General features: G+C 69.9%; 22 protein-coding genes. 15 read left to right on the top strand and 7 right to left on the bottom strand.

What is annotated here, in order from left to right; all coding sequences use genetic code 11:
* The first annotated feature begins 98 nt into the window (after positions 1-98).
* The 8 genes from RHCRD62_RS09340 (at position 99) to RHCRD62_RS09305 (ending at position 7,457) form a co-directional block, all read left to right on the top strand.
* A complete protein-coding gene (locus RHCRD62_RS09340) occupies positions 99-1,397 on the top strand; it encodes an NAD(P)/FAD-dependent oxidoreductase (RefSeq protein WP_050064571.1) in 1,299 nt (432 codons plus the stop codon).
* Positions 1,394-2,137: a DUF1365 domain-containing protein gene (locus RHCRD62_RS09335; protein WP_050064381.1), complete on the top strand. Its 744-nt coding sequence runs from the start codon at positions 1,394-1,396 to the stop codon at positions 2,135-2,137. The genes RHCRD62_RS09340 and RHCRD62_RS09335 overlap by 4 nt, the downstream gene beginning before the upstream one ends.
* Positions 2,134-3,402, top strand: a complete 1,269-nt coding sequence (locus tag RHCRD62_RS09330; protein WP_050064380.1) for a class I SAM-dependent methyltransferase — start codon at positions 2,134-2,136, stop codon at positions 3,400-3,402. Before RHCRD62_RS09335 ends, RHCRD62_RS09330 begins: the two co-directional genes overlap by 4 nt.
* On the top strand, positions 3,399-4,193 hold the full coding sequence (locus RHCRD62_RS09325) for a DUF1295 domain-containing protein (RefSeq protein WP_050064379.1): 795 nt from the start codon (positions 3,399-3,401) through the stop codon (positions 4,191-4,193). The genes RHCRD62_RS09330 and RHCRD62_RS09325 overlap by 4 nt, the downstream gene beginning before the upstream one ends.
* 89 nt (positions 4,194-4,282) lie before the next feature.
* Complete coding sequence (locus RHCRD62_RS09320; protein ID WP_050064378.1) at positions 4,283-4,852, top strand: sigma-70 family RNA polymerase sigma factor; 570 nt, start codon at positions 4,283-4,285, stop codon at positions 4,850-4,852.
* Positions 4,849-5,592, top strand: coding sequence for an anti-sigma factor (locus RHCRD62_RS09315; protein ID WP_050064377.1), 744 nt, complete (start codon positions 4,849-4,851; stop codon positions 5,590-5,592). Before RHCRD62_RS09320 ends, RHCRD62_RS09315 begins: the two co-directional genes overlap by 4 nt.
* Positions 5,593-5,825: 233 nt before the next feature.
* Complete coding sequence (locus tag RHCRD62_RS09310; protein ID WP_157050850.1) at positions 5,826-6,857, top strand: hypothetical protein; 1,032 nt, start codon at positions 5,826-5,828, stop codon at positions 6,855-6,857.
* Between the two features lie 141 nt (positions 6,858-6,998).
* Positions 6,999-7,457 carry a hypothetical protein gene (locus tag RHCRD62_RS09305; RefSeq protein ID WP_157050849.1) on the top strand — a complete coding sequence of 153 codons (459 nt, stop codon included), beginning with the start codon at positions 6,999-7,001 and terminating at the stop codon, positions 7,455-7,457.
* A 120-nt stretch (positions 7,458-7,577) separates the two neighbouring features.
* Here RHCRD62_RS09305 and RHCRD62_RS09300 read toward each other — a convergent pair whose 3' ends face one another.
* The 4 genes from RHCRD62_RS09300 to RHCRD62_RS09285 form a co-directional block, all read right to left on the bottom strand.
* Complete coding sequence (locus RHCRD62_RS09300; RefSeq protein ID WP_050064374.1) at positions 7,578-8,381, bottom strand: ABC transporter permease; 804 nt, start codon at positions 8,379-8,381, stop codon at positions 7,578-7,580.
* Entirely contained in the window at positions 8,378-9,373 is a 996-nt protein-coding gene (locus RHCRD62_RS09295) for an ATP-binding cassette domain-containing protein (protein WP_050064373.1), read from the bottom strand. The genes RHCRD62_RS09300 and RHCRD62_RS09295 overlap by 4 nt, the downstream gene beginning before the upstream one ends.
* A 36-nt stretch (positions 9,374-9,409) precedes the next feature.
* Positions 9,410-10,651: a hypothetical protein gene (locus RHCRD62_RS09290; RefSeq protein ID WP_050064372.1), complete on the bottom strand. Its 1,242-nt coding sequence runs from the start codon at positions 10,649-10,651 to the stop codon at positions 9,410-9,412.
* A gap of 81 nt (positions 10,652-10,732) precedes the next feature.
* Complete coding sequence (locus RHCRD62_RS09285; RefSeq protein WP_050064371.1) at positions 10,733-11,317, bottom strand: DinB family protein; 585 nt, start codon at positions 11,315-11,317, stop codon at positions 10,733-10,735.
* Positions 11,318-11,530: 213 nt separating this feature from the next.
* Between RHCRD62_RS09285 and RHCRD62_RS09280 the strand changes: the two genes are divergently transcribed.
* On the top strand, positions 11,531-11,731 hold the full coding sequence (locus RHCRD62_RS09280; RefSeq protein ID WP_050064370.1) for a hypothetical protein: 201 nt from the start codon (positions 11,531-11,533) through the stop codon (positions 11,729-11,731).
* A 39-nt stretch (positions 11,732-11,770) separates the two neighbouring features.
* Here the strand turns inward: RHCRD62_RS09280 and RHCRD62_RS09275 are convergent, their stop codons facing one another.
* Entirely contained in the window at positions 11,771-13,777 is a 2,007-nt protein-coding gene (locus RHCRD62_RS09275; protein WP_050064369.1) for a phage holin family protein, read from the bottom strand.
* A gap of 75 nt (positions 13,778-13,852) precedes the next feature.
* Here RHCRD62_RS09275 and RHCRD62_RS09270 point away from each other — a divergent pair, with 75 nt between their 5' ends.
* The 5 genes from RHCRD62_RS09270 to RHCRD62_RS09250 all read left to right on the top strand — a co-directional run bounded on the left by RHCRD62_RS09270 (position 13,853) and on the right by RHCRD62_RS09250 (position 19,080).
* A complete protein-coding gene (locus tag RHCRD62_RS09270) occupies positions 13,853-14,608 on the top strand; it encodes an MBL fold metallo-hydrolase (protein WP_050064368.1) in 756 nt (251 codons plus the stop codon).
* A 200-nt stretch (positions 14,609-14,808) separates the two neighbouring features.
* Positions 14,809-15,138 carry a chorismate mutase family protein gene (locus RHCRD62_RS09265; protein ID WP_050064367.1) on the top strand — a complete coding sequence of 110 codons (330 nt, stop codon included), beginning with the start codon at positions 14,809-14,811 and terminating at the stop codon, positions 15,136-15,138.
* A gap of 5 nt (positions 15,139-15,143) precedes the next feature.
* A complete protein-coding gene (gene pabB / locus RHCRD62_RS09260) occupies positions 15,144-17,222 on the top strand; it encodes an aminodeoxychorismate synthase component I (RefSeq protein ID WP_050064366.1) in 2,079 nt (692 codons plus the stop codon).
* Complete coding sequence (locus RHCRD62_RS09255; RefSeq protein WP_050064365.1) at positions 17,219-18,079, top strand: prephenate dehydrogenase dimerization domain-containing protein; 861 nt, start codon at positions 17,219-17,221, stop codon at positions 18,077-18,079. The genes pabB and RHCRD62_RS09255 overlap by 4 nt, the downstream gene beginning before the upstream one ends.
* Positions 18,080-18,093: 14 nt before the next feature.
* Entirely contained in the window at positions 18,094-19,080 is a 987-nt protein-coding gene (locus RHCRD62_RS09250; RefSeq protein WP_050064570.1) for a diiron oxygenase, read from the top strand.
* Here RHCRD62_RS09250 and RHCRD62_RS09245 read toward each other — a convergent pair.
* Positions 19,050-19,499 (bottom strand): STAS domain-containing protein, encoded by a 450-nt coding sequence (locus tag RHCRD62_RS09245; protein WP_050064364.1) that lies wholly within the window; start codon positions 19,497-19,499, stop codon positions 19,050-19,052. The two genes, RHCRD62_RS09250 and RHCRD62_RS09245, sit on opposite strands and share 31 nt — an antisense overlap.
* 205 nt (positions 19,500-19,704) lie before the next feature.
* Between RHCRD62_RS09245 and RHCRD62_RS09240 the strand changes: the two genes are divergently transcribed.
* Positions 19,705-20,166, top strand: a complete 462-nt coding sequence (locus RHCRD62_RS09240) for an STAS domain-containing protein (protein ID WP_172671033.1) — start codon at positions 19,705-19,707, stop codon at positions 20,164-20,166.
* 69 nt (positions 20,167-20,235) lie between these two features.
* Here the strand turns inward: RHCRD62_RS09240 and RHCRD62_RS25420 are convergent, their stop codons facing one another.
* Positions 20,236-20,409 (bottom strand): CsbD family protein, encoded by a 174-nt coding sequence (locus RHCRD62_RS25420; protein WP_084734155.1) that lies wholly within the window; start codon positions 20,407-20,409, stop codon positions 20,236-20,238.
* Positions 20,410-20,499: the final 90 nt, after the last annotated feature.

Here is a 20,499-nt window from a genome sequence, read left to right as displayed (position 1 = left end):
TGTCCATCGGTATTCGGAGCCGAACCTGTACCGGACGGGTGCCACCGACCACAGATCACGAAACCCATCCGCCGGCGGTGTGGCTCCGAACTCCGGTCATGACGATTCCTTCAACGCCGCCGACCCGGTCCGTCGCGGTGATCGGTAGCGGGGTCGCGGGCCTGACCGCGGCGTACGTGTTGGCGAAACACGACCAGGTGACCCTGTTCGAGGCCGACGACCGCCTGGGCGGCCACGCCCACACCCATGACGTCGATCTCGGTGACGGACGGCAGGTACGGGTGGACACCGGGTTCATCGTCCACAACGACCGCACGTACCCGACCCTGTGCGCGCTGTTCGACGAACTCGAGGTGGCGACCCAGCCGACGGACATGTCGATGTCGGTGCGCTCGGAGATCACCGGTGTCGAATATGCCGGGGCGAGAGCGATTTCCGGGTTGTTCCCCACAGCGCGATCGCTGACCCGCGGGCGGCACCTGCTGATGCTCGGCGAGGTGGTGCGGTTCCACCGGGCGGCACGGGCGTTGCTCGACTCGAACGCCGGCGGCGACGAGACCCTCGGAAGTTTCGTGGACCGGATGCGGTTCTCCCGCTACTTCGTCGACCATTTCATGACACCGCTGGTCGCGGCGGTGTGGTCGTGTGATCCGGCTGTCGCGCTGCGCTATCCGGCGCGCTATCTCCTGACGTTCCTCGACCACCACGGCATGCTCACGGTGTTCGGGTCGCCGCCCTGGCGGACCGTGACCGGTGGATCTGCCCGCTACGTCGAGAAGATCGCCGCCGCCCTCCACGAGGTGCGTACCCAGACCCCTGTGCAGCGGCTCGAACGCCTCCCCGGCGGGGTCCGGGTCACCGCGGGCGGTGAGCAGCGCCGTTTCGACGCGGCCGTCGTCGCCGTTCATCCGCACCAGGCGTTGCGGCTGCTCGCCGACCCGACCGCCGCGGAGTCGGAGGTGCTGGGTGCCATCGGCTACTCGACGAATGTGGCCCGGCTGCACACCGACTCGTCGTTGCTTCCCCGTGCCGACGCGGCCCGCGCGTCGTGGAACTACCTGATCCCACGTGACACGAAGTCGGGGGTCGTAGTCACCTACGACATGAGCCGACTGATGCGGCTCGACGTGCCGGACCGCCGGTTCCTGGTCACCCTCGGCGGCGGCGGACGCGTCGACCCGGCCACGGTGATCGCGGAGATGACGTACGAGCATCCCCTCTACACACCGGAATCGGTGGCCGCGCAGCGGCGCCTGCCCGAACTGGACACCGACACCGTCGCGTTCGCCGGCGCCTACCACGGGTGGGGCTTCCACGAGGACGGCGCCGTATCGGGGCTGCGGGCGGCGCAGCGGATCGGAGCGGCGGCGGGCGCACCGATCGGGGTGTCGTCGTGACGTCGGCCGCGCTGTACCGCACCCGGATCCGGCACGTCCGGAGGACGCCGCTGCGGCACGCGTTCACGTACCGCGGGTACAGCTGGTTCGTCGATCTCGACGACCTGCCGCGTCTGCCGGTGTGGTTGCGGCCCTTCACCCGGTTCGACGCGCGGGACCACTTCGGCGACGCGACCTCGCTGCGCGCCGGTCTCGAGGGCGTGCTCGTCGGAGCCGGATTGGACCCGCGCGGCTGGCGGGTCACCGCACTGCTCGCGCCCCGGATGCTCGGCTACGTCTTCAATCCGCTGAGCCTGTTCTGGTGCCACGACCGCGACGGCGCGCTCCGCTGCGTGGTCGCGGAGGTGCACAACACGTACGGCGGCAGGCATCCCTACGTGCTGTTCCCCGATACCGGCGGGCGGGCGGAGGTGGCGAAGGAGTTCTACGTCTCGCCGTTCAACGCGGTCGAGGGCAGCTACACGTTGCGGGTTCCGGAACCGGGTGAGCGGCTCGCGGTGTCGGTGACCCTGCACCGCGACTCCCACGCGCCGTTCGTCGCGTCCATGCAGGGACGGCGGATTCCCGCGACTCCGGGCCGGGTGCTCGGGGCGGTGGTCCGGTCCCCGTTGGCGCCGCAGCTGGTGGCCGCCCGCATCCGTGTCCAAGGCATCGCGCTGTGGCTGCGCGGACTGCCCGTAGTCCCCCGCCCGACGCACACCCCCACCGCACCGTCCCCACACCTGGAGGCCAGCCGATGACCGTCACCCACGTCCACAGCATCGACACCGCACCCGATCCGGTCCGGTGGCCGGACATCGCACGGGTCCCGTCCGGCGTGACGGCGCGGTTCGGTGCGCCGATCGCTGCCCGCCTGTTCCGCCGCGCTGCGTCCCGCCTCGACGTGCGGGTCGCCCTCCCGGACGGAACGAACCTCGGTTCGGGTGATCCGCGCGCACCATTGATGAGGGTGCACCGCCCTGCAGCGTTTGCGCGGCGCGTCGCGGCGGACGGTCTGATCGGATTCGGTGAGGCGTACATGGCGGGCGACTGGGACGCACCCGATCCGGCGGCGGTGCTGACCCCGTTCGCGGCGTCGGCCGCCACCCTCGTCCCGCGTGCCCTGCAGGTGCTGCGACCGCTGGTCCTGCCCGGTCAGCCCGCCGCGGAACGCAATTCGGCGGCGAACACCCGCTCGAACATCTCCCGGCACTACGACCTGTCCAACGAGCTGTTCGCGCTGTTCCTCGACGACACGATGACCTATTCGAGTGCGCTGTTCGGTGAGGTCCCCGCGCGATGGGACGCGTTGGAGGCCGCGCAGCACCGCAAGATCGACCGACTGCTCGACGAGGCCGGGGTCGGCGCGGGGACGCGGCTGCTCGAGATCGGCACCGGCTGGGGCGAACTCGCCGTCCGTGCGGCGCAACGAGGCGCACACGTCCGGTCGGTGACGCTGTCGAGCGAGCAGCAGGAACTGGCGCGTCGCCGCGTCGCCGCCGCCGGGTTCGCGGACCGGGTGCGGATCGACCTGCTCGACTACCGCGGCGTGCGCGGCGAGTACGACGCGGTCGTGTCGGTGGAGATGATCGAGGCCGTCGGATTCGAGTACTGGCCGACGTACTTCGAGACGATCGACCGGGTGCTCGTCCCCGGCGGGCGGGTGGCGCTGCAGGCGATCACGATGCCCGACGCGCGGATGCGGGCCACCCGCGGCACCTACACCTGGATCCACAAGTACATCTTCCCCGGCGGTCTGCTGCCGTCCACCGAGGCGCTGGAGCAGGCGGCGGCGCACACCGCCCTCCGCACGGAGGGACGGCTCGGGTTCGGCTCCGACTACGCGGACACCCTCCGGCTGTGGCGGGAGCGGTTCACAGCGAACGCGGATGCCGTGGCCGGGTTGGGGTTCGACGCCACGTTCCGGCGGATGTGGGAGTTCTACCTCGCCTACTCGGAAGCCGGTTTCCGGTCCGGGTACCTCGACGTCCAGCAGATCACCCTGACGAAGGGCGGTGCGTCGTGAGCGCCGCGGCGAACCTCCTGGTCGTGTCGGCGGCGAGCCTGGCGGTCCTGGTGGTGGTCCAGGCGGCCGCGTTCGCGGTCGGGCGCCGCATCGGCCGCGTCAACGTCGTCGACGTCGCATGGGGAATCGGATTCGTCCTCGTCGCCTTCGTCGCGGCGGTCCTCGGCGACGGCGACGCCGGACGCCGGTGGCTGCTGTTCGTGCTCGTCGCGGTGTGGGGTGCGCGGCTGAGCATCCACATGCACCGCAAGTCGGCCGGCAAGGGTGAGGACCCCCGGTATCGGGACCTCCTGGAGCGGGCGGGTGGCGCGTCGACTGCGACGGTCGTGTTGCGGGTGTTCACGATCCAGGGCGCCGCGCAGTGGTTCGTGTCGCTGCCACTGCAGGTCTCCGCGGTGCTCGGCGTCACGAGTGGGGTCGGGACGGTCGCCGTCGCGGCAGGCGTGGTGTTGTGGGCGGTCGGGTTGACGTTCGAGGCCGTCGGCGACCGGCAGATGCTGCGCTTCACCCGGGACCCCGCCAATCGGGGCCGCATCATGGACCGCGGACTGTGGGCGTGGACGCGGCACCCCAACTACTTCGGCGACGCCTGCCTCTGGTGGGGTGTGTGGCTGATCTGCGCGTCGGTGTGGCCGGGCGTGCTGACCGTTCTGTCGCCGATCCTGATGACGTACTTCCTGGTGTACGCGACGGGCGCCCGACTCTTGGAGAAGTCTATGGTCGAGCGCCCCGGTTATCGCGCCTACCAGGCCCGCACCGCGTTCTTCGTGCCCCGACCACCGAGAGGGTGACCGTCGTGCTGTCGCAGGGTCTCGGTGGGTCTGTCTTGAGCCCGCACACCCTCCCGGATAGGCTTCCGTCCGATGAGCGGACAGGGCGCATGACCGGCGTGAGCGGTGACACCGACACACTCGCGACACTGCTTCGGCGCGTCTCCGCGCAGGACGAGGACGCGTTCGCCCGGTTCTACGACCTGACCCGCGCGCGGGTGTACGGAATGGTGCTGCGGGTGCTGCGCGACCCCGGGTACAGCGAGGAGACCACGCAGGAAGTGTTCCTGCAGGTGTGGCGGACGGCGGAATCGTTCGACACCGCACAGGGATCGGCATTGTCGTGGGTGATCACCCTCGCGCACCGGCGGGCGGTGGACCGGGTGCGGTCGGAGCAGTCCGGGTCGGATCGGGAGTCGCGCTATCACGCGGCAGCCGTCGACGCGCCGTTCGACAGCGTCACCGAGGAGGTGACCAGGCGGGAGGACCGGCAGCTGGTGGTGCGGTGCCTCGGCACCCTCACCGACCTGCAACGTCAGTCCGTCGAACTCGCCTACTATCGGGGGCTCACGTATCGCGAAGTGTCCGAACAACTTTCGGCTACCCTGCCGACCGTCAAATCCAGAATCCGGGACGGCCTGCTCCGCCTGCGCCAGTGCCTCGGGGGTGAGCAGCGATGACCGAGCACACCCTTCTCGGTGGGACCGGCGACGACAGTCTGGACCTGGCCGAGGTGTACGCGCTCGACGCGATCTCGGACCACGAACGAGCCCGGATCGACACCGCGCTCGCCGCTGCGCCGCCGGCGGAGGCCGCCGAGTTCACCCGCCGCGTACGCGAGGCGCGCGAAACCATGGCCGAGGTGTCCGAGGCGACCGCGACGGAGCCGCCCGTGCGCCTGCGGGCGACCATTCTCGCGGCGGTGGCAGCCGACCGTCCGGCGGCCGAACCCGTCGACCTGGCGACCAGGCGCCCCCGCCGGATGCGCACCGCACTGCTCGCCGCGGCCGCCGCCGTCGTCGTGGCGGTCGGGGGCGGCGTTGCCGCCACCCGCATGATCGGCGACGAGATGGCGCCGACCGCGGAGCAAGTGCTCGCCGCCGACGACGTCCGCACCTCGTCGGGGGCCATCGAGGGCGGCGGCACCGCGACGGTCGTGTACTCGAAGGATGCGGACGCCGGCGTGCTGGTGATGAACAACGTCACCCCGCCCGCACCGGGCACGGTGTACCAGATGTGGCTGGTGCAAGGACCCGACATGGTGCCCGCGGGCACCATGGACGCGGCGACCGTCGCCCCGTCGACGACGGCGGTGCTCGACGGGATCGGCGATGCCACGGCGCTCGCGTTCACCGTCGAACCGCCCGGCGGATCCACGCAGCCGACGAGCGAACCTTTCGCGCAACTGCCACTCACCTAGGCCGTGTTGCCGACGCCGCCGGTGACCCGGTGGAGGGTCCGCGGCGAGGCGGAGGCCGGCGTGGTCGGGCGGCAACACGGCCTGACTCGAGGCTCCCCGGAATCTCACCATGGGATGCTCGGGCGATGGATTTCGAGAGCGCGAACAGTGCCCCGGCTGGCGGTCGCCGGTTCCGCCGGCCGGGCTCCCCTCTGGTCGACGCGGTCGAGATCGACGCCGAATACGGTGATCTGTTGGTCCTCGACGCCGACGGGGTCCTCTCCGGACTGAACCTGGACACCGGCGAGGCGACCCGGCTGGCCGGCATCGGACAACCCCTGCTCACGGGAGGGCGGTGGCGACTCCACATCGACACCGATGAACGGTTCGCCGCTGTGGTCGAGGATTTCGGAACGGCGGGCGTAGTCGTGGATCTGTCGACAGGTGACACGGTGATGCGACTCGACGCAGGCGACTACTGCGCCGAAACGGTGCCGGCATCGGTCGCCTTCGTTCAGCACCCCGCGCATGGCACTGTCCTGGTCCATCGCACCGACTGGAACCGGATCGATGCGACAGCATTGCCGTCGGGCCGGTGTCTGACCGCTCGCCAGTCGGAAGATCCTGCCGAGGCTGACGAATCGTCGCATTACCTCGATTACTTCTACGGCGCGATCCACGCCAGTCCCCAGGGGCGGTGGCTCCTCTGTGATGGGTGGGTTTGGCAACCGGCAGCCGTCCAGTACCTGATCGACCTGGCCGCCTGGCTGGACGGCGCGGTGTACCAGCCGGAAGAGGCCTACCTGGAGAATGACCTCGCCGCCGTCATGGGGTTCGGGGACGAGTGGACGTTGCCGTGCGTGTGGCTCGACGCGTCGCATGTAGCGCTGTGGTGCAGACGAAGCCCGCTCGCGGTCGACGACGAGCGGTTCGCCGAGCATCCGTTGGATCCTGTCGGCGCCCACGACGAAGGTGCAATCTTCATCCTCGATGTGGACGCACCGCGCCAGGAGAACACAGCCTCACCTGGCGTGACAGTTCTTCGTGTCCCTGCCCCCGGCCGCCCGGAGGGGTTCGACTGGCCAGTTGGGCGGCTCTTCCGTTGCGGTGATCTGCTCGCCGTCCACGACGGCATCGCGACGAGCTTGTGGGACTGGCGCACCGCTCAACCGGTGGCGACCATCCACGAAGTACGGCCTCATCTCCTACACGAGCATCGGTCATCGCTGATCGAACTTCACACCGATGGCGTGACAGAAACGCCTCTGCCCCGGATCGACCGGTAGATCGGCATCACCCTGCGGCCCACGCGCCCGTCCGTCCGCGACGGACGCATGGAACCCCAGAGACAACGGGTGGTGTCGGCGCGCTGTGGTTCACTGACCCACCACGACAGGCGGGTGCAGACATGGAGGATGGTCGGATTCATGGATCGTAAGACATTCGTACTGCTCTGGGACGGTAGCGAAAACGGGTATCCCGCGAAGGACCGCGCCAGGGATCGTCAGCTGACCGCGCAGGGGCGCAAGGCCCCGACGCGATGGAGTTTCGGTCAGGGGCACGGCGACCCGCACATCGGTGACCGCGTATTTCTCCACCGGACGGGGAAGCGCAACGGCATCATCGCGAGTGGATGGATCCTTGCGGACGGGGTCGAGTGGGCGACGCATTGGAGTGACAGCAACGCCTTGGCGCCGTACATCCAGGTCGAATGGGATGTACTCGTGCACACCGACGATCGGCTCGTGTACGAAGCGATGAAGCACGGGATGCCGGAATTCAGGTTCCCGATCCTCAATTCGGGACGTGCTGTTCACTCCCCGTCCGACCACGACCTCGAGATCGCGTGGGAGAAGCATCTCGCAGGAGGGGAACGCGCAGGCTGATCAGGCGCACCGCCCGTCTTCGTCCCGAGATACGTGACGAAGACGGGGAACGGCCACAGCATCTTGCTTCAGTCGACACTCCCTGGATTCGGTGTCACGGGCACTCGGTGCCGACCGAACTCAGCGACTCACAGCCTTCTTGTAGCGGTGGATCGCGAACGGCACGAACACGATCAGCATCAGCGCGATCCACAGCAGCGTTGCCACGATCGGGTTCTGCAGGGGCCACGCCTGCGGCGGCGGCATCTGCGGGGCGGTGTTTCCGAACAGGTTCCGCACCGCCTGCGTCAACGCGGACACCGGGTTCCACTCCGCGATGACCTGCAGGACCGGTGGCATCGACGACGGATCGACGAAGGTGTTCGCGATGAACGAGAGCGGGAAGATCACCATGAAGCTGGCGTTGTTGAACACCTCGGGGGTGCGGACCCACATGCCGACCACCGCCATCACCCAGGACAGCGCGTACGCGAACAGCAGCATCAACGCGTAGGCGGCGGCCGCCTCGAGGACCGACGAGTGGATGCGCCACCCGATGACCAGGCCGGTCAGCGACATCACGACGAGGCTGATGACGTTGATGATGACATCGGTGGAGGTGCGGCCGATGAGCACCGCGGACGGCGCCATCGGCAGCGACCGGAACCGGTCGATGATGCCCTTCTGCAGGTCCTCGACCATGCCGAGTCCCGTCCAGGTGGCGCCGAAGATGACGGTCTGGGTGAAGACGCCCGCGATGAGGAACTCGCGGTACGACATGCCGGGAACCTCGATGGCGCTACCGAACACGAACGCGAACAGCAACACGAACATGATCGGCGACAGCACCGTGAAGACGATGAGGTCGGGAACCCGCTTGATCTTGATGACGTTTCGCTTGGCGATGGTCAGTCCGTCGGACGCCACCATCTGCATCGCGTTCATTGCGCCGCCCCTTCGCTGCCGTCGCGGTCCATGCTGTCGCGGTCCTCTTCGTCCTGCGCCTCGTGCCCGGTCAGGGACAGGAACACGTCGTCGAGGGTCGGTTTGCGCAGGGCGATGTCAGTGACGGCGATCCCGGCCGCCGACAGTCGGGCCAACGCCGCCGCCAGCGAGTCCGCGCCCCCGTCGACCGGAACCACGACCTTGCCGGTGGCGGATTCCACCTGAATCTCGCCGACGGCCACCGGGTCCAGCTCGATCCGCAAATCTGGCAGGCGGGCTGCGTCAGCCAACCCGAGTTCGATGCGTTCCCCGCCGACCAGATTCTTCAGTTCGTCTGCGGTGCCCCGCGCGATGACCGCGCCGTGGTCGATGACGGCGATCCGGTCGGCGAGCCGTTCCGCCTCGTCCATGTACTGCGTCGTCAGCAACAGCGTGGTGCCCTGGGCGACTAGCTCGTCGATGACGTTCCACAGACCGATCCGGGCGCGGGGATCGAGCCCGGTGGTCGGCTCGTCGAGGAACAGCACCGGCGGTGTCGCGACGAGCGCGCCCGCGAGGTCGAGGCGGCGCCGCATGCCACCGGAGTAGCCCTTCACGGGCCGGTCCGCGGCGTCGGTGAGGTCGAACTGGTCGAGCAGTTCCCGGGCCCGCTGCTGACTTCGCTTCGTGCCCAGGTGATACAGCCGGCCGACCATCTCGAGGTTCTCGAACCCGGTCAGGTACTCGTCGACGGCCGCGTACTGGCCCGACGCCCCGATCCGGGAACGCAATTTCGCGGCGTCGGCGACGACGTCGAGACCGTCGACGCGGGCGATGCCGCTGTCCGGGACCAGCAGTGTGGTCAGCACCCGCACCGCCGTGGTCTTGCCTGCCCCGTTGGGGCCGAGGAGCGCCGTCACCGTTCCCGCGGGGACGGTCAGGTCGATGCCGTCCAGGGCGGTGACGGTGCCGTACCTCTTGACCAGGCCCTCCACGACGATGGCGTCGGCCATGTGTGTCCTCCCTCGCTGATCGGTCGAACTTGTTCGTCAGTCGAAACAGGAGCTGTAGCCACCGGTTTCGTAGGTGTCGGTGTCGCAGTAGACGGCGCGCGGGTAGTACTCACCCATCGACGTGGCCGGGGCCACGCCGCTGTCCTGGGACGCCTGCACGGAATGCGGATAGAACTGCGGGCTCGGCAGCATGTGCCGCAGGAACAGCACCTTCTTCGCAACGTCCGTCGACCCCCACGGCAGCACGGTCACCGCCGGATCGGCGGCGGCCGAGGCAGGGACGTCCTCGGGGGCGGCGATCACGTACGTGTAGTAGCCCGAATCGTCCACGGCCGTCTGGAAGTCCGCGGCGCAGGCGACCACCGGATACGGAGACACGAGGTCGTTCTGGCACATCGACCAGTACCGCACCTGCGTACCGGGTTCGGTGACCGGTGTCCCGGCCCTGGTGTCGGGGAACGTCGGTGCGCGGCCCCGGACGACGACGATGCGGCCCGGCTGATGGGTCAGCGCGGCGCCGACGTACTTGTTGTCGCCGTTGGGAAACAGGCCCGACGTGCTCGCCGGGTTGACGAACGTGGCCTCCGGGGTGTTGCCGGGGAATGCGCCTGCCGCCGCGGACGCGATGACCGAATCGAGCGCGGACGCGGCGGCGCCGCCGATCGGGCCGCCGGTGACCGCCGCCGGGTCGAAGGGGGCGCTGCAGGTGGTGACCTCGACGGTGCGTCCGGCGCGGGTCAGGCTCACCTGCGGCAACGGCACCCCACCCGCCGGGGACGCCGCGTCGTCCGGAACGTAGACGCGGATGATGAGGAACCCGGCCGGAAGGCGTTGCGCGCCCGCGCCCGTCGGCAGCGCGGCGATCTCGTTGCGACTGTGGTCCGCGGGGCCGGTGGTGACGGTGGCGTGCCAGCGCCGCCGATCCGGCGGCAGCGAGGTGGCGGTGGGGTCGGCGAACGGGTTGCCGCTACCGGGGTCCGGGGTGATCTCGTTGTCGCGCAACGTGTCCACGGTGTCGAAGTCGGTGCCGTAGGTGTTGAGCGACATGTACCGGGCGTACGGGTACTCCCCGGCGAGGGTGATGCGGTCACCGGCGAGCAAGGTGTACGGCAGCACCCAGTAGGTGGCGTTGGCGTCGGGGAACGCGACGTTCAAGGTGGTGGCGTTCGACATGAACTGCCACGCGCACCCGAGTTCCGGTGCCGCGGTGGACGGTGGCGCAGCGGCGACCGCCCCGCCGACGACGGCGAGGGCCGCGAGCACCGCGGACAGGCGCATCCCCACACCGTACGGGCACCGGTCCGGCCGCACAACGGACACGGTTGCCGAGTGGCAGTGAAGATCAGCGGGATACCGTCCTCACCGGAACGTATCGGCAGCGGCTCGAACTCGCTCGAAATGTCTGGACGTGCTGTCGACGTCGCTGATCGCGAGGTTGTCGTTGTCTCGGGTCATCCCGGCGGCGCCGTCGATCATCTCCCGAACGATGTCGGCGTGCCCGGCATGGCGTGCCGTTTCGATGTTCATGTGCAGCAGGATCTGATGGAGGGTGACGTGCTCCTGGGGCCACCCGGGCACCAATCCTGGCGAGTCGAGTTCCAGCGTCTCGAACGTGCGCTCGGCATGCTTCCACGATCGACGGTAGAGACCGTCGACGATGAACTCGGTCGACTGCTCCGGCGCCGCCCACATGTCCGCGTTCGCCGCGGCGCCGGGGTTCGCCCAGGGCAACTCCACCGGGGCCGGGCGCCCGAAGACGTGGCCGAAGTAGCCGAATTCGCATCCGGCCAGGTGCTTGACGAGACCGAGCAGGTTCGTGCCGGTGGGCGTCAGTGGACGTCGAAGGTCGTACTCCGACAGGCCGTCCAGCTTCCACAGGACCGACTCCCGCAGCACCTGCAATCGCTGAATCAGGTCGGACTTGTACTCGGCTTCGGTGGTCACGACCGCAGCGTATCGGCGCCGCTCCCCGAATCACCCGTATCTCCGCTGCGCGTCCCGGTCCATCCGCGGACAGACGGTTCGCCACTCTCTGCCGCATCTCGACACCGGTTGGGTCGTCCCCGCGGGTCCGGGGCGAGCCGGAGGCGTGGACCGGGGCCCGCGTTTGAAAGCGCCCGTCTCGGGAACCCCGTCGGGAGCGAAGGAAGGTGTGCGATGAGGATCATCATGGTTCTGGTACTCGTCTGGTTGGTCATCGGTGCGATCGCCGCTGCTCAGCGCGGATACTTCGGTTCCGAGCCCGGAAACTGTGCGGACGCGGGCACCATCGCGGTTACCGTCCTGGCGGGACCGCTGAACTACTTCGGCGTCAATCCGAAGATCACCGACTGTCAACTGCCGCAACCGAGCCAGTGACCGGCTGGGTGGGTGCCGTCACCGTTCTCCGACCTCGCATCAGGGCCGATCGCGCCACCCGACGAGCACCGTGTGCACAGCCTCGGCGCCCTGCAGCGGATCCGGTGGTGCGGGCAGGTCGGCCGGGTACAGCAGGAACGGGGTGGTCTGCGGCCCGCCGAGACCGCCGTGCGACCCGACCTGCTCCTCGAACGCCGCGACCTCCCCGGTGTCCGGCCAGAACCGTCCGCCGACCATGATGTCGGCGACGTTGTCGAAGCCGTCGGTGCGCCGCACCCGGTCGAGTGCGCCGGGGCCGAACTCGGCGAGCGGATCACGGCCGGTGACCTGCCCGGTGTCGACGTCGACGGCGCCCGCTTCACCGAGGACGACCGAGCCGCCGTCCTCGCGGCCGACGAGTACGAACCCGATTCCGGGGTGCGCGGTGAGCGCGGGCAGCAGGCCCGGGTATCGGGCGTCGATCCAGGTGCGGGTGGCCCGTTCGGGGCGCTCCGGGAAGCTGATCAGTCCGAGGTTCCCCGACGCGAGCACCACCGGCGTTCCGGGCGGACCGCCCGCGGAGGTATCCGTGGCACCGGCACCAAGGCTGGCTTCGACGTAGCCGAGGCCCTCGGCGCCGCGGCCCTTCGTGCCTGTCGTCGCGGCGGCGCGTGACCGGGACGGAGCGGTGGGAAGTTTCCCGCACGCCTGCAGCACCAGCTGCTCGAGGCTTTCGCCGTACCGGTCGGAGAACGTGGCGCCCTGACTCTGGCCGTGATCGGAGAGCACCACGATCCGGTACGCGCGGACCGTCTGCGCGGCGACCGCGATGATCATCCCGATCTCCGCGTCGAGTTTGCGCAGGACGGAGCGGGTTTCGGGGCGTTCGACCCCGGAGTGGTGGGACACCTCGTCGTAGCCGACGAGATCGACGTAGATCGCGGATCTGCCCGCGACCAGGTCACCGACGACGGCGGAGACGACGACGTCGGTCTCGACGACGGTGGTGAAAGCCCGCACCAGCGGGTAAAGGCCCCCGCGCCGCACCCGCGGGGTGACGTCACGGCGACGCTGCTGGAAGGCCTGCCGGATCTCCCTCAGCACCTCGGCGACGAACCGGACGGTGGTGCGGACGGCGCCCGCCGGGTCGGCGAAGTAGTGGGCGTATCCGGCGGCGCCGCCGCCCATTCGGGCGCCGCGCATGCGGCTGACGACGAGGACGTTGTCGGCGGCGCCGCCGGTGAACAGGTTGCCGCGACTGGCGCCGTCGCCACCGGAGAGCAGGCCGGGGAGGTGCCCGCGTTCGACTTCGCGGGCAGCGTTGTCGGCGGGATTGCTGAACACGGCGACGGCGCCGCGGGTCTTGTCGTACCAGCGGAACGCGGGCACGTTGTGGTTGTCGCCGTGCAGGATTCCGAGTTGGCTGGCTCCGGTCTGGCTGCTCCAGTCGGTGTGCCACGGGGTGAGGACGTGCGATCGATCGTGGACCAGCGCGGCGAGGTTCGGGACGACGCCGTCTCGGATGGCACGCTGGAGCACAGCGTGGCCGAGGCCGTCGATCTGGATGCACAGCAGTCCGGGACGGTCGGTGTCGCTCCCGGGTGTTCCACTCCGGCGGAGACGGGATCGGTTACGCCGCACCAGCATCATCCGGTAGGTGTCGTTGCGGCGGGCGGCGATGGCGCCCTCGACGCCGGAACCGACCAGGGAGAGCACCAACGCCAGGGCGAGGAGGTCGCGGGACCGGTCGACGGTTGCGAGCGGCGCCACCCACACCGCGATCACCATGATCAGCCAGTTCCCGGCGAACGCCCCGACGAACAGCAGCGCCGGCCCCACCCACAGCATGGCCCGGATCAGCAGCGGCCACAGGACCACCGACAGGACGCCGAACACGAGGGCCAGGGTCAGCGCCGCGGGGACCGTAGCGAGGAGGCCGCCGCCCGGTACCGCGGCGAGGCGGACGCCGGGCAGCAGCCAGTCCGTGAGGATCAGTGCAGCGGCGGACACCAGCCACAGGACGAGGAACTCCGTGGTGACTCTGGCGACGGTTCCGACGGTGCGCACGGTCGGATCGTAGGTCGGCGGCGGTGTTACGGTCGTCAGGCACGCGCAGGGGCAAGCGCAGCGACGGGGTGTGTGATGGCAGTGAACATCCGGTGGCTCGGCCACGCGACGGTCGCGATCGCGGACGGCCCGACGACGGTACTGACCGATCCCGTGTTGACGGGCCGCGTGGGGCATCTGCGGCGGCGCCGCGGGGAGGATCCCCTCGCCCGTCCGGTCCGCCCAGACGTGGTGGTGCTCTCGCATCTGCACGCCGATCACACGCATCTGCCGTCGCTGGCGCTACTGGGCGCGGACGTGCCGATCGTGGTGCCTCGCGGCGCGGCGGATGTGTTCGCCGGGCTCAGGCGGTTCGGTGACCGGATCGTCGAACTCGCGCCCGGTGAGGCGACGGCGGTCGGCTCGGTGTCGATTCGGGCGGTGCCCGCGGATCACGACGGCAGGCGATGGCGGCGCGGTCCGCGGACCGTTCCCGCGCTCGGGTACGTCGTCGAGGGTGAGGCGACCACGTATTTCGCCGGGGATACCGCGTTCGATCCCGCGATGGCCGAGTGGGTTCCGCGGTGCGATGCGGCGCTTCTCCCGGTCGGGGGGTGGGGGCCGACGCTCGGTCCCGGTCACATGGACCCGGCGTCGGCGGCACTGGCCGCGAGGTCGACCGCGGCGGGTCTGTCGATTCCGGTGCACTTCGGGACGCTGTGGCCGATCGGGCTCGACGCAGTGCGGCCGCAGCTGTTCGCGGCGCCGGGCGGTGACTTCGTCGGACGGGTCCGCGCGGCGGGAGGTACCGCGATCGAGCTGGCGCCCGGTGAGCAGCTCCGCGTCCGCTGACGGCTCCGACCCGACATGTTCGCCAATCGTGACCAGCGAGTAACGGAGAACCCCGCCGCCGCGACGCACAAGGTGGGAGCATGGGAAGGTCGAGACCGCGGTTCGCCCGGTGGACCGCGCACGGTTGAACGGTGGGAGCGCGCGGAACGGCGAACAACCGCGCCTGCGCGCCTTTTCGGACAGTGCAAGGTGGTCGAACGGTGAAAGAATCGACGAAGAGCGCCGAACTCGAGTCGAGTGCGCGTGAACTCGCGAACCTGCGGGACGAATTGGACGGAATCGACGATCGTCTCCTCGAGGACGTGCGCGCCCGAATCGAGGTCTGCACCAGGATTGCGGTGGTCAAACGCAAGCACGCGATCCCGGTGATGCAGCCGCTCCGCGTCGGCGCAGTGCACGAGCACGCCCACGGATACGCGCTCGACCACGACCTCTCGCCGAAGTTCCTGCACGACCTGTACGACCTGCTGATCGCGGAAACCTGCCGGCTGGAGGACCTGATCGTGGAGGACTCGTCCGGGCAGGGGTGAGGAGTATGGGCGTGCGGACACTGTTGATCGACAACTACGACTCGTTCACGTACAACCTGTACGCGCTGTTGACGGAGGTCAACGGCACCGCGCCGGTGGTGGTGGCGAACGACGCGCCGTGGTCGGCCGTGGCCCTGTCGGAGTTCGACAACGTCGTCGTCTCCCCCGGCCCGGGGCGGCCGGACCGCCATCGCGACTTCGGGATCAGTGGGCAGGCGTTGACGGACAGCGGTCTGCCCGTCCTCGGGGTGTGTCTGGGACATCAGGGGCTGTGCCACCTGTTCGGCAGTGAGGTGGTCGCGGCGCCGGAACCCCGGCACGGGCGGATCAGCGCGGTGCATCACGACGGACAGGGGTTGTTCGCGGGCCTGCCGTCACCGTTCGACGCGGTGCGGTATCACTCGCTGGCGATCGAGGAGATCCCGGACGCGTTGCTGGCGCAGGCGTGGTCCGACGACGGGGTGCTGATGGCGGTGCGGCATCGGGATCTGCCGTTGTGGGGTGTGCAGTTCCATCCGGAGTCGATCTGCACCGAGTACGGGCGCGAACTGCTGTCCAATTTCGCTGCGGTCACGCCGGTGCGGGCGCGGCGACCGCTGGCGCCCCCACCGCGACCGGCGGCGCCGGAGGAGCCGCGCCGCTACCAGGTCCGGTCGGTGCGGGTGGAGCGGGCCGCGGACCCGAAGACGGTGTACGAGAGGTTGTTCGCGGACGGGCCGAACAGTTTCTGGCTGGACGGTTCGGGGGCGAACCAGCCCGACGGCCGGTTCTCGGTGATGGGTGACTGCTCCGGGCCGCGCGCCGAGTACGTCACCTATCGCGTCCCGGAAACGGCTGTGCGCGTGGAACGTTCGGATGGCTCGGTGCAGGAGTTCCGCAGCACCCTGTTCGACTACCTGGATGCGCGTCTGCGGGAGCGGTCGGTCGCGCCGCACTCGGATCTGCCGTTCGGGTTCTGCCTCGGCTACGTCGGCTATCTCGGGTACGAACTCAAGGCCGACACCGTCGGACAGTTGGCCCACGCGTCGGAGCAGGCCGACGCCGCACTGGTGTTCGCGGACCGCGCCGTGGTGATCGACCACGACGCCGGATGCGCCCACCTGCTCGCACTCGATCCCGTCGACGCCGCGGACCCCGAGCAGGCGCGGTGGCTGCGGGAGACGGCGGCGACCATCCGGGCGCTCGGCGACGACCGTGCCGCGTCGCCCGGCGCCGCTCCCCCGTTGATTCCGCGGCCGCACGACGTTCCGGTGATGTTCCGGCACGACCGCGACACCTACCTGGGGCTGATCGATCAGTGCCTCGCGGAGATCCGGTCCGGAGAGTCGTACGAGGTGTGCCTGACGAACGCCGCGACCGTCCACTGCCGCCTCGACCCCCTGTCCGGTTACACGCGGCTGCGGGAGATCAGCCCGATGCCGTACAGCGCGTTGCTGCAGTTCACCGGCTTGTCGGTGCTCAGCGCGTCCCCGGAACGCTTCCTCAAGATCAGTACGGACCGGACGGTGGAGTCGAAACCGATCAAGGGCACACGGCCGCGGTCGGCGGACGCCGACCAGGACAGGTCCCTGCGGTGCGATCTGCTGGCCAGCGAGAAGGACCGTGCGGAGAACCTGATGATCGTGGACCTGGTGCGCAACGACCTGTCCCGGGTGTGTGTGCCCGGATCGGTGCACGTCCCGGCGCTGTTCGCCGTCGAAACCTACGCGCCGGTGCACCAATTGGTGTCGACGGTCCGCGGCACCCTGCGTGAAGGCCTTACCGCCGTCGACTGTCTGCGCGCGGCGTTCCCTGGAGGGTCGATGACGGGCGCGCCGAAGGTGCGGACGATGGAGATCATCGACAAGCTCGAGTCCGGGCCGCGGGGCGTGTACTCCGGTGCCATCGGCTATCTCTCGTTGACGGGGACCGCCGACCTGTCGATTGTGATCCGGACGATGGTCGCAACCGCCGACGAGGTCACGTTCGGGGTGGGGGGCGCGATCGTCGCACTGTCCGACCCGGCGGACGAATTCGAGGAGACGATGGTCAAGGCGTTGGCGACCCGGCGCGCACTGGCCGTCGCCGACGAGAGCGCGCCGTGACCGACACCGCCGCTCCGGACACCCGCACGGTGGTCGTCGTCGGCGGCGCGGGCGCGGTGGGGACGATGCTGGTGGACCAGTGGCGCGGGGACGGCGCCACCGTCGAGGTCGTCGACGCCGCGTCCGGTGACGACGTCACCTGCCCCGACACCGTGGTGATGGAACTGCTGCGCCGCGCCGACGTCGTCGTGCTCGCGGTACCGGAGGACGTGGCCCTCACCGCGGTCGGGGCGGTGCGGGCCACGATGAAACCGGAGGCGGTGCTGGTCGAGACACTGTCGGTGAAGTCGCGGTTCGCGGCCGCCGTGGCGGGCGACGCGGAACCGGTCATCGGGGTGAACCCGATGTTCGCGCCGTCCCTGGACATGCGGGGCCGGGCCGTCGCGGTCGTCGTGCACCACGGCGGACCCGCCGCGGACGTGGTGCTCGCCGACCTGGCGAGGTGGGGTGCGCGGGTGCAGGTGACGACCGCGGACCGGCACGACCGGGTGTGCGCGGCGCTGCAGGCGCTCACCCACGCGGCGGTGCTGGCGTTCGGGTGGGCGCTGACCGATCTCGGTGTCGACCCCGACGAGGCCGCGGCCCTCGCGACACCGCCGTTCGCGACGATGTCGGCGCTGCTGGCCCGGGTCACCGGCGGCACCCCCGAGGTGTACCGGGACGTGCAGCTCGCGAACCCGTATGCGTCGGCGGCGCGGGATGCATTGGTGCGGGCCGTGTCCCGGGTGTCGGACGCCGCGGTCGGCGACATCGACGACTTCGCCGCCCTGCTCGCCCGCGCCCGGGTCCCGCTCGGTGACCGCGCCGACGACTACGCGGCGCTGTGCGCCCGGCTGTTCGAGGACACGGTGCGATGAGTGAGCACGGTGCGGTGACGGGCCGGCTGCCCGGGTACGACGCCGACAACGCGGTGGAGTCGGCGGTGATCCGCGGCCTGGTCCGCAGTTGGCCGCGCCGGGCCACCGTGCGCCGCACCGAACCGGACCTCGACGTGCCCACGATGGACGACCTGTACGACCCCGGCCGCACCGACTACCCGGATGCGTTGCTGCCGTTCGCGGGTCACCCGGTGTACGAGAACCTCGACGACGACGCCCGGGCCCGGCTCGGGGCGTGGGGGTGGATCGCCTACAACAAGAACGTCGTCGACATGGAACAGGACCTCGTCACGCCCGCGTTCGGGTTGCTGTTCCGGGACGCGTTCGGCACCGGCTTCTCCGACGCGGCCCGCGCCGCCGTCGTGCAGGCGATGGTCGACGAGGAGTACCACACGCTGATGCACCTGAACGGGTCCGCGCTCACGCGCCGCGCCCGCGGCTGGGCGTTGCCGGATGCGGCGCTCCCGGAATCGGGGACGGTGCGGGCATACCGTGCCGCGGTGGCGCGCGCCGCCTCGCCCCGGGAGGCGGCACTGGCGACGCTGGCCCGGGCGACGGTGGCGGAGACGTCGATTGGTGACTACCTCGCCCTCATCGCCGACGACCGCTCCATCCAGCCGGTGCACCAGGCGACGGTGGCGCTGCACCGCCGTGACGAGACCGCGCACGCGTCGGTTGCGGTCGAGATGGTGACCCTCGTCCACGACGCACTCGACGAACGGGACAGACGCACCCTCGCTGCGGAGCTGCGGGCCGGCGTCGACGCGTTCACCGCGACGGATTTTCGGGTGTGGCGGGCGATCCTGCACGCCGAGGCGGTCCCCGGCGCCGACGAGATGCTGCGGGAGGTCGCCGACGATCCCGAGCGGCGACGGCTCGTCGAGAACTGCAGTGCGGTCGACCGGCTCCTCGACCGGTTCGAGCACCCCGGATCCGGCGGGGTGGGCACTCAGTCGCCAGGACGACGCCCGACGCCGTAGTCGAGGTCGGCGTGCGCGGACAGTTCCGCGGCGCGGGCCTCGACGGCGTCGCGCACGGTGGCGTAACAGCGGAAATGGGTCGTCGGGCCCCCGGGAAGGTTCATGGCGTGCCGCCACGTTGCCTCGTCGGGCACCAGCAGCAGCGCCACCCCGCCACAGTCAGCGCGGCCCTGCGCGTCGAGGAGCGCGTCCACGAGTACCTGCCCCGCAGCTGATTCGACCGATCCGATGCGGGTGAGGTCGACCACGAGGGTGCGCACGGCGTCGGCGACCGCCAGGGAGAGGTCGGTGGCGAAGTCAGCGGCGTCGAGCCGGTCGATGTCGCCGGTGACGGCCAGGACCGTGGGTCCGCGCCGGGGCAGGTGCCCACGGGCGGACTCGACCAGGGGACGGTCCAGGCAGTGACTGTGAATCCGCACGTGAGCCTCCCGATGAACTTGCGTCTACCCCGCGGACATACCCCCTGGGTCGCGGTCGAAAACGTGGCGGTCGACGCCACCGAGCCGGATCGGGTCTAGGCTGGGGAGTGGTTGAGAGCACAGCCGAGGCGACCCCCAGGTCCGTGGCGCTCGACCAATGCACGCGTCGATCCCACGGTTCCGCGATTGGACGACGGAGCGTGCCATGAATCGAATACCCGGTGTGAGCGGCGCCTGCCCCACTGCCGCGCCCAGGCTTTTCACCCTGTCCGTGGAGGATGCCCAGTTCGCGGCAGCCGAATCGACGACAGCAGTGTTCACGCGAGAAGTGTTCACGGCGGTCGGCAGCGGGAATGGGACGCCGACCATCGAGGTCGGCGAACCCGAGGAGGGCTACATCGTCGTGCACGTGGCCGGCGACCTCGACGCGGTGTCCGCGCCCGCGTTGCGTGCCCGGCTGGGTGACGGGTTGATCCATCGACATACGGCGGTGCTGGACCTGCGGGACGTGCCGTTCGTGGGCTGTACCGCGATGTCGGTGATCGACGCGGCCGCGGCCGTCCTCACCGCCCGGGGTGGACGGTTGGTGGTGCTCTGCGGGCGTCAGACGCGGCGCCACCTCGCGATCTGCGGGGTGGGAAGGCGCGCGACCGTCGTCGCTGTGTGACCGCTCGACGGTCGTGGGTGAGGTGGCCGGCGGCGCATCGTCGCCGGCCACCCTCCCGTCGTGGAAAGCTCAATCCTTGAAGGCGTCCTTGACCTTCTCGCCCGCCTGCTTGATGTTTCCCTTCGCCTCGTCCCGGCGGCCTTCGGCCTCGGTCTTGTCGTTGCCGGTGGCCTCTCCGACCTTCTTCTTGGTCTTGCCTGCCAGTTCTTCGGCCTTGTTCTTGGCCTTGTCGATCGCACTCATGTGAGCCTCCTCTGTGTGCGGTGCAGTCGGGGGGTTCCCGCGCCGCGGCACCGCGAAACACGGGTCCGTGAGAACGCAGCGGGTGTTCAC

It is taken from the genome of Rhodococcus sp. RD6.2 (genome assembly GCF_001040705.1).
GTDB lineage: Bacteria > Actinomycetota > Actinomycetes > Mycobacteriales > Mycobacteriaceae > Rhodococcus_G.
This window is presented reverse-complemented; position numbering and strand designations above follow the sequence as displayed.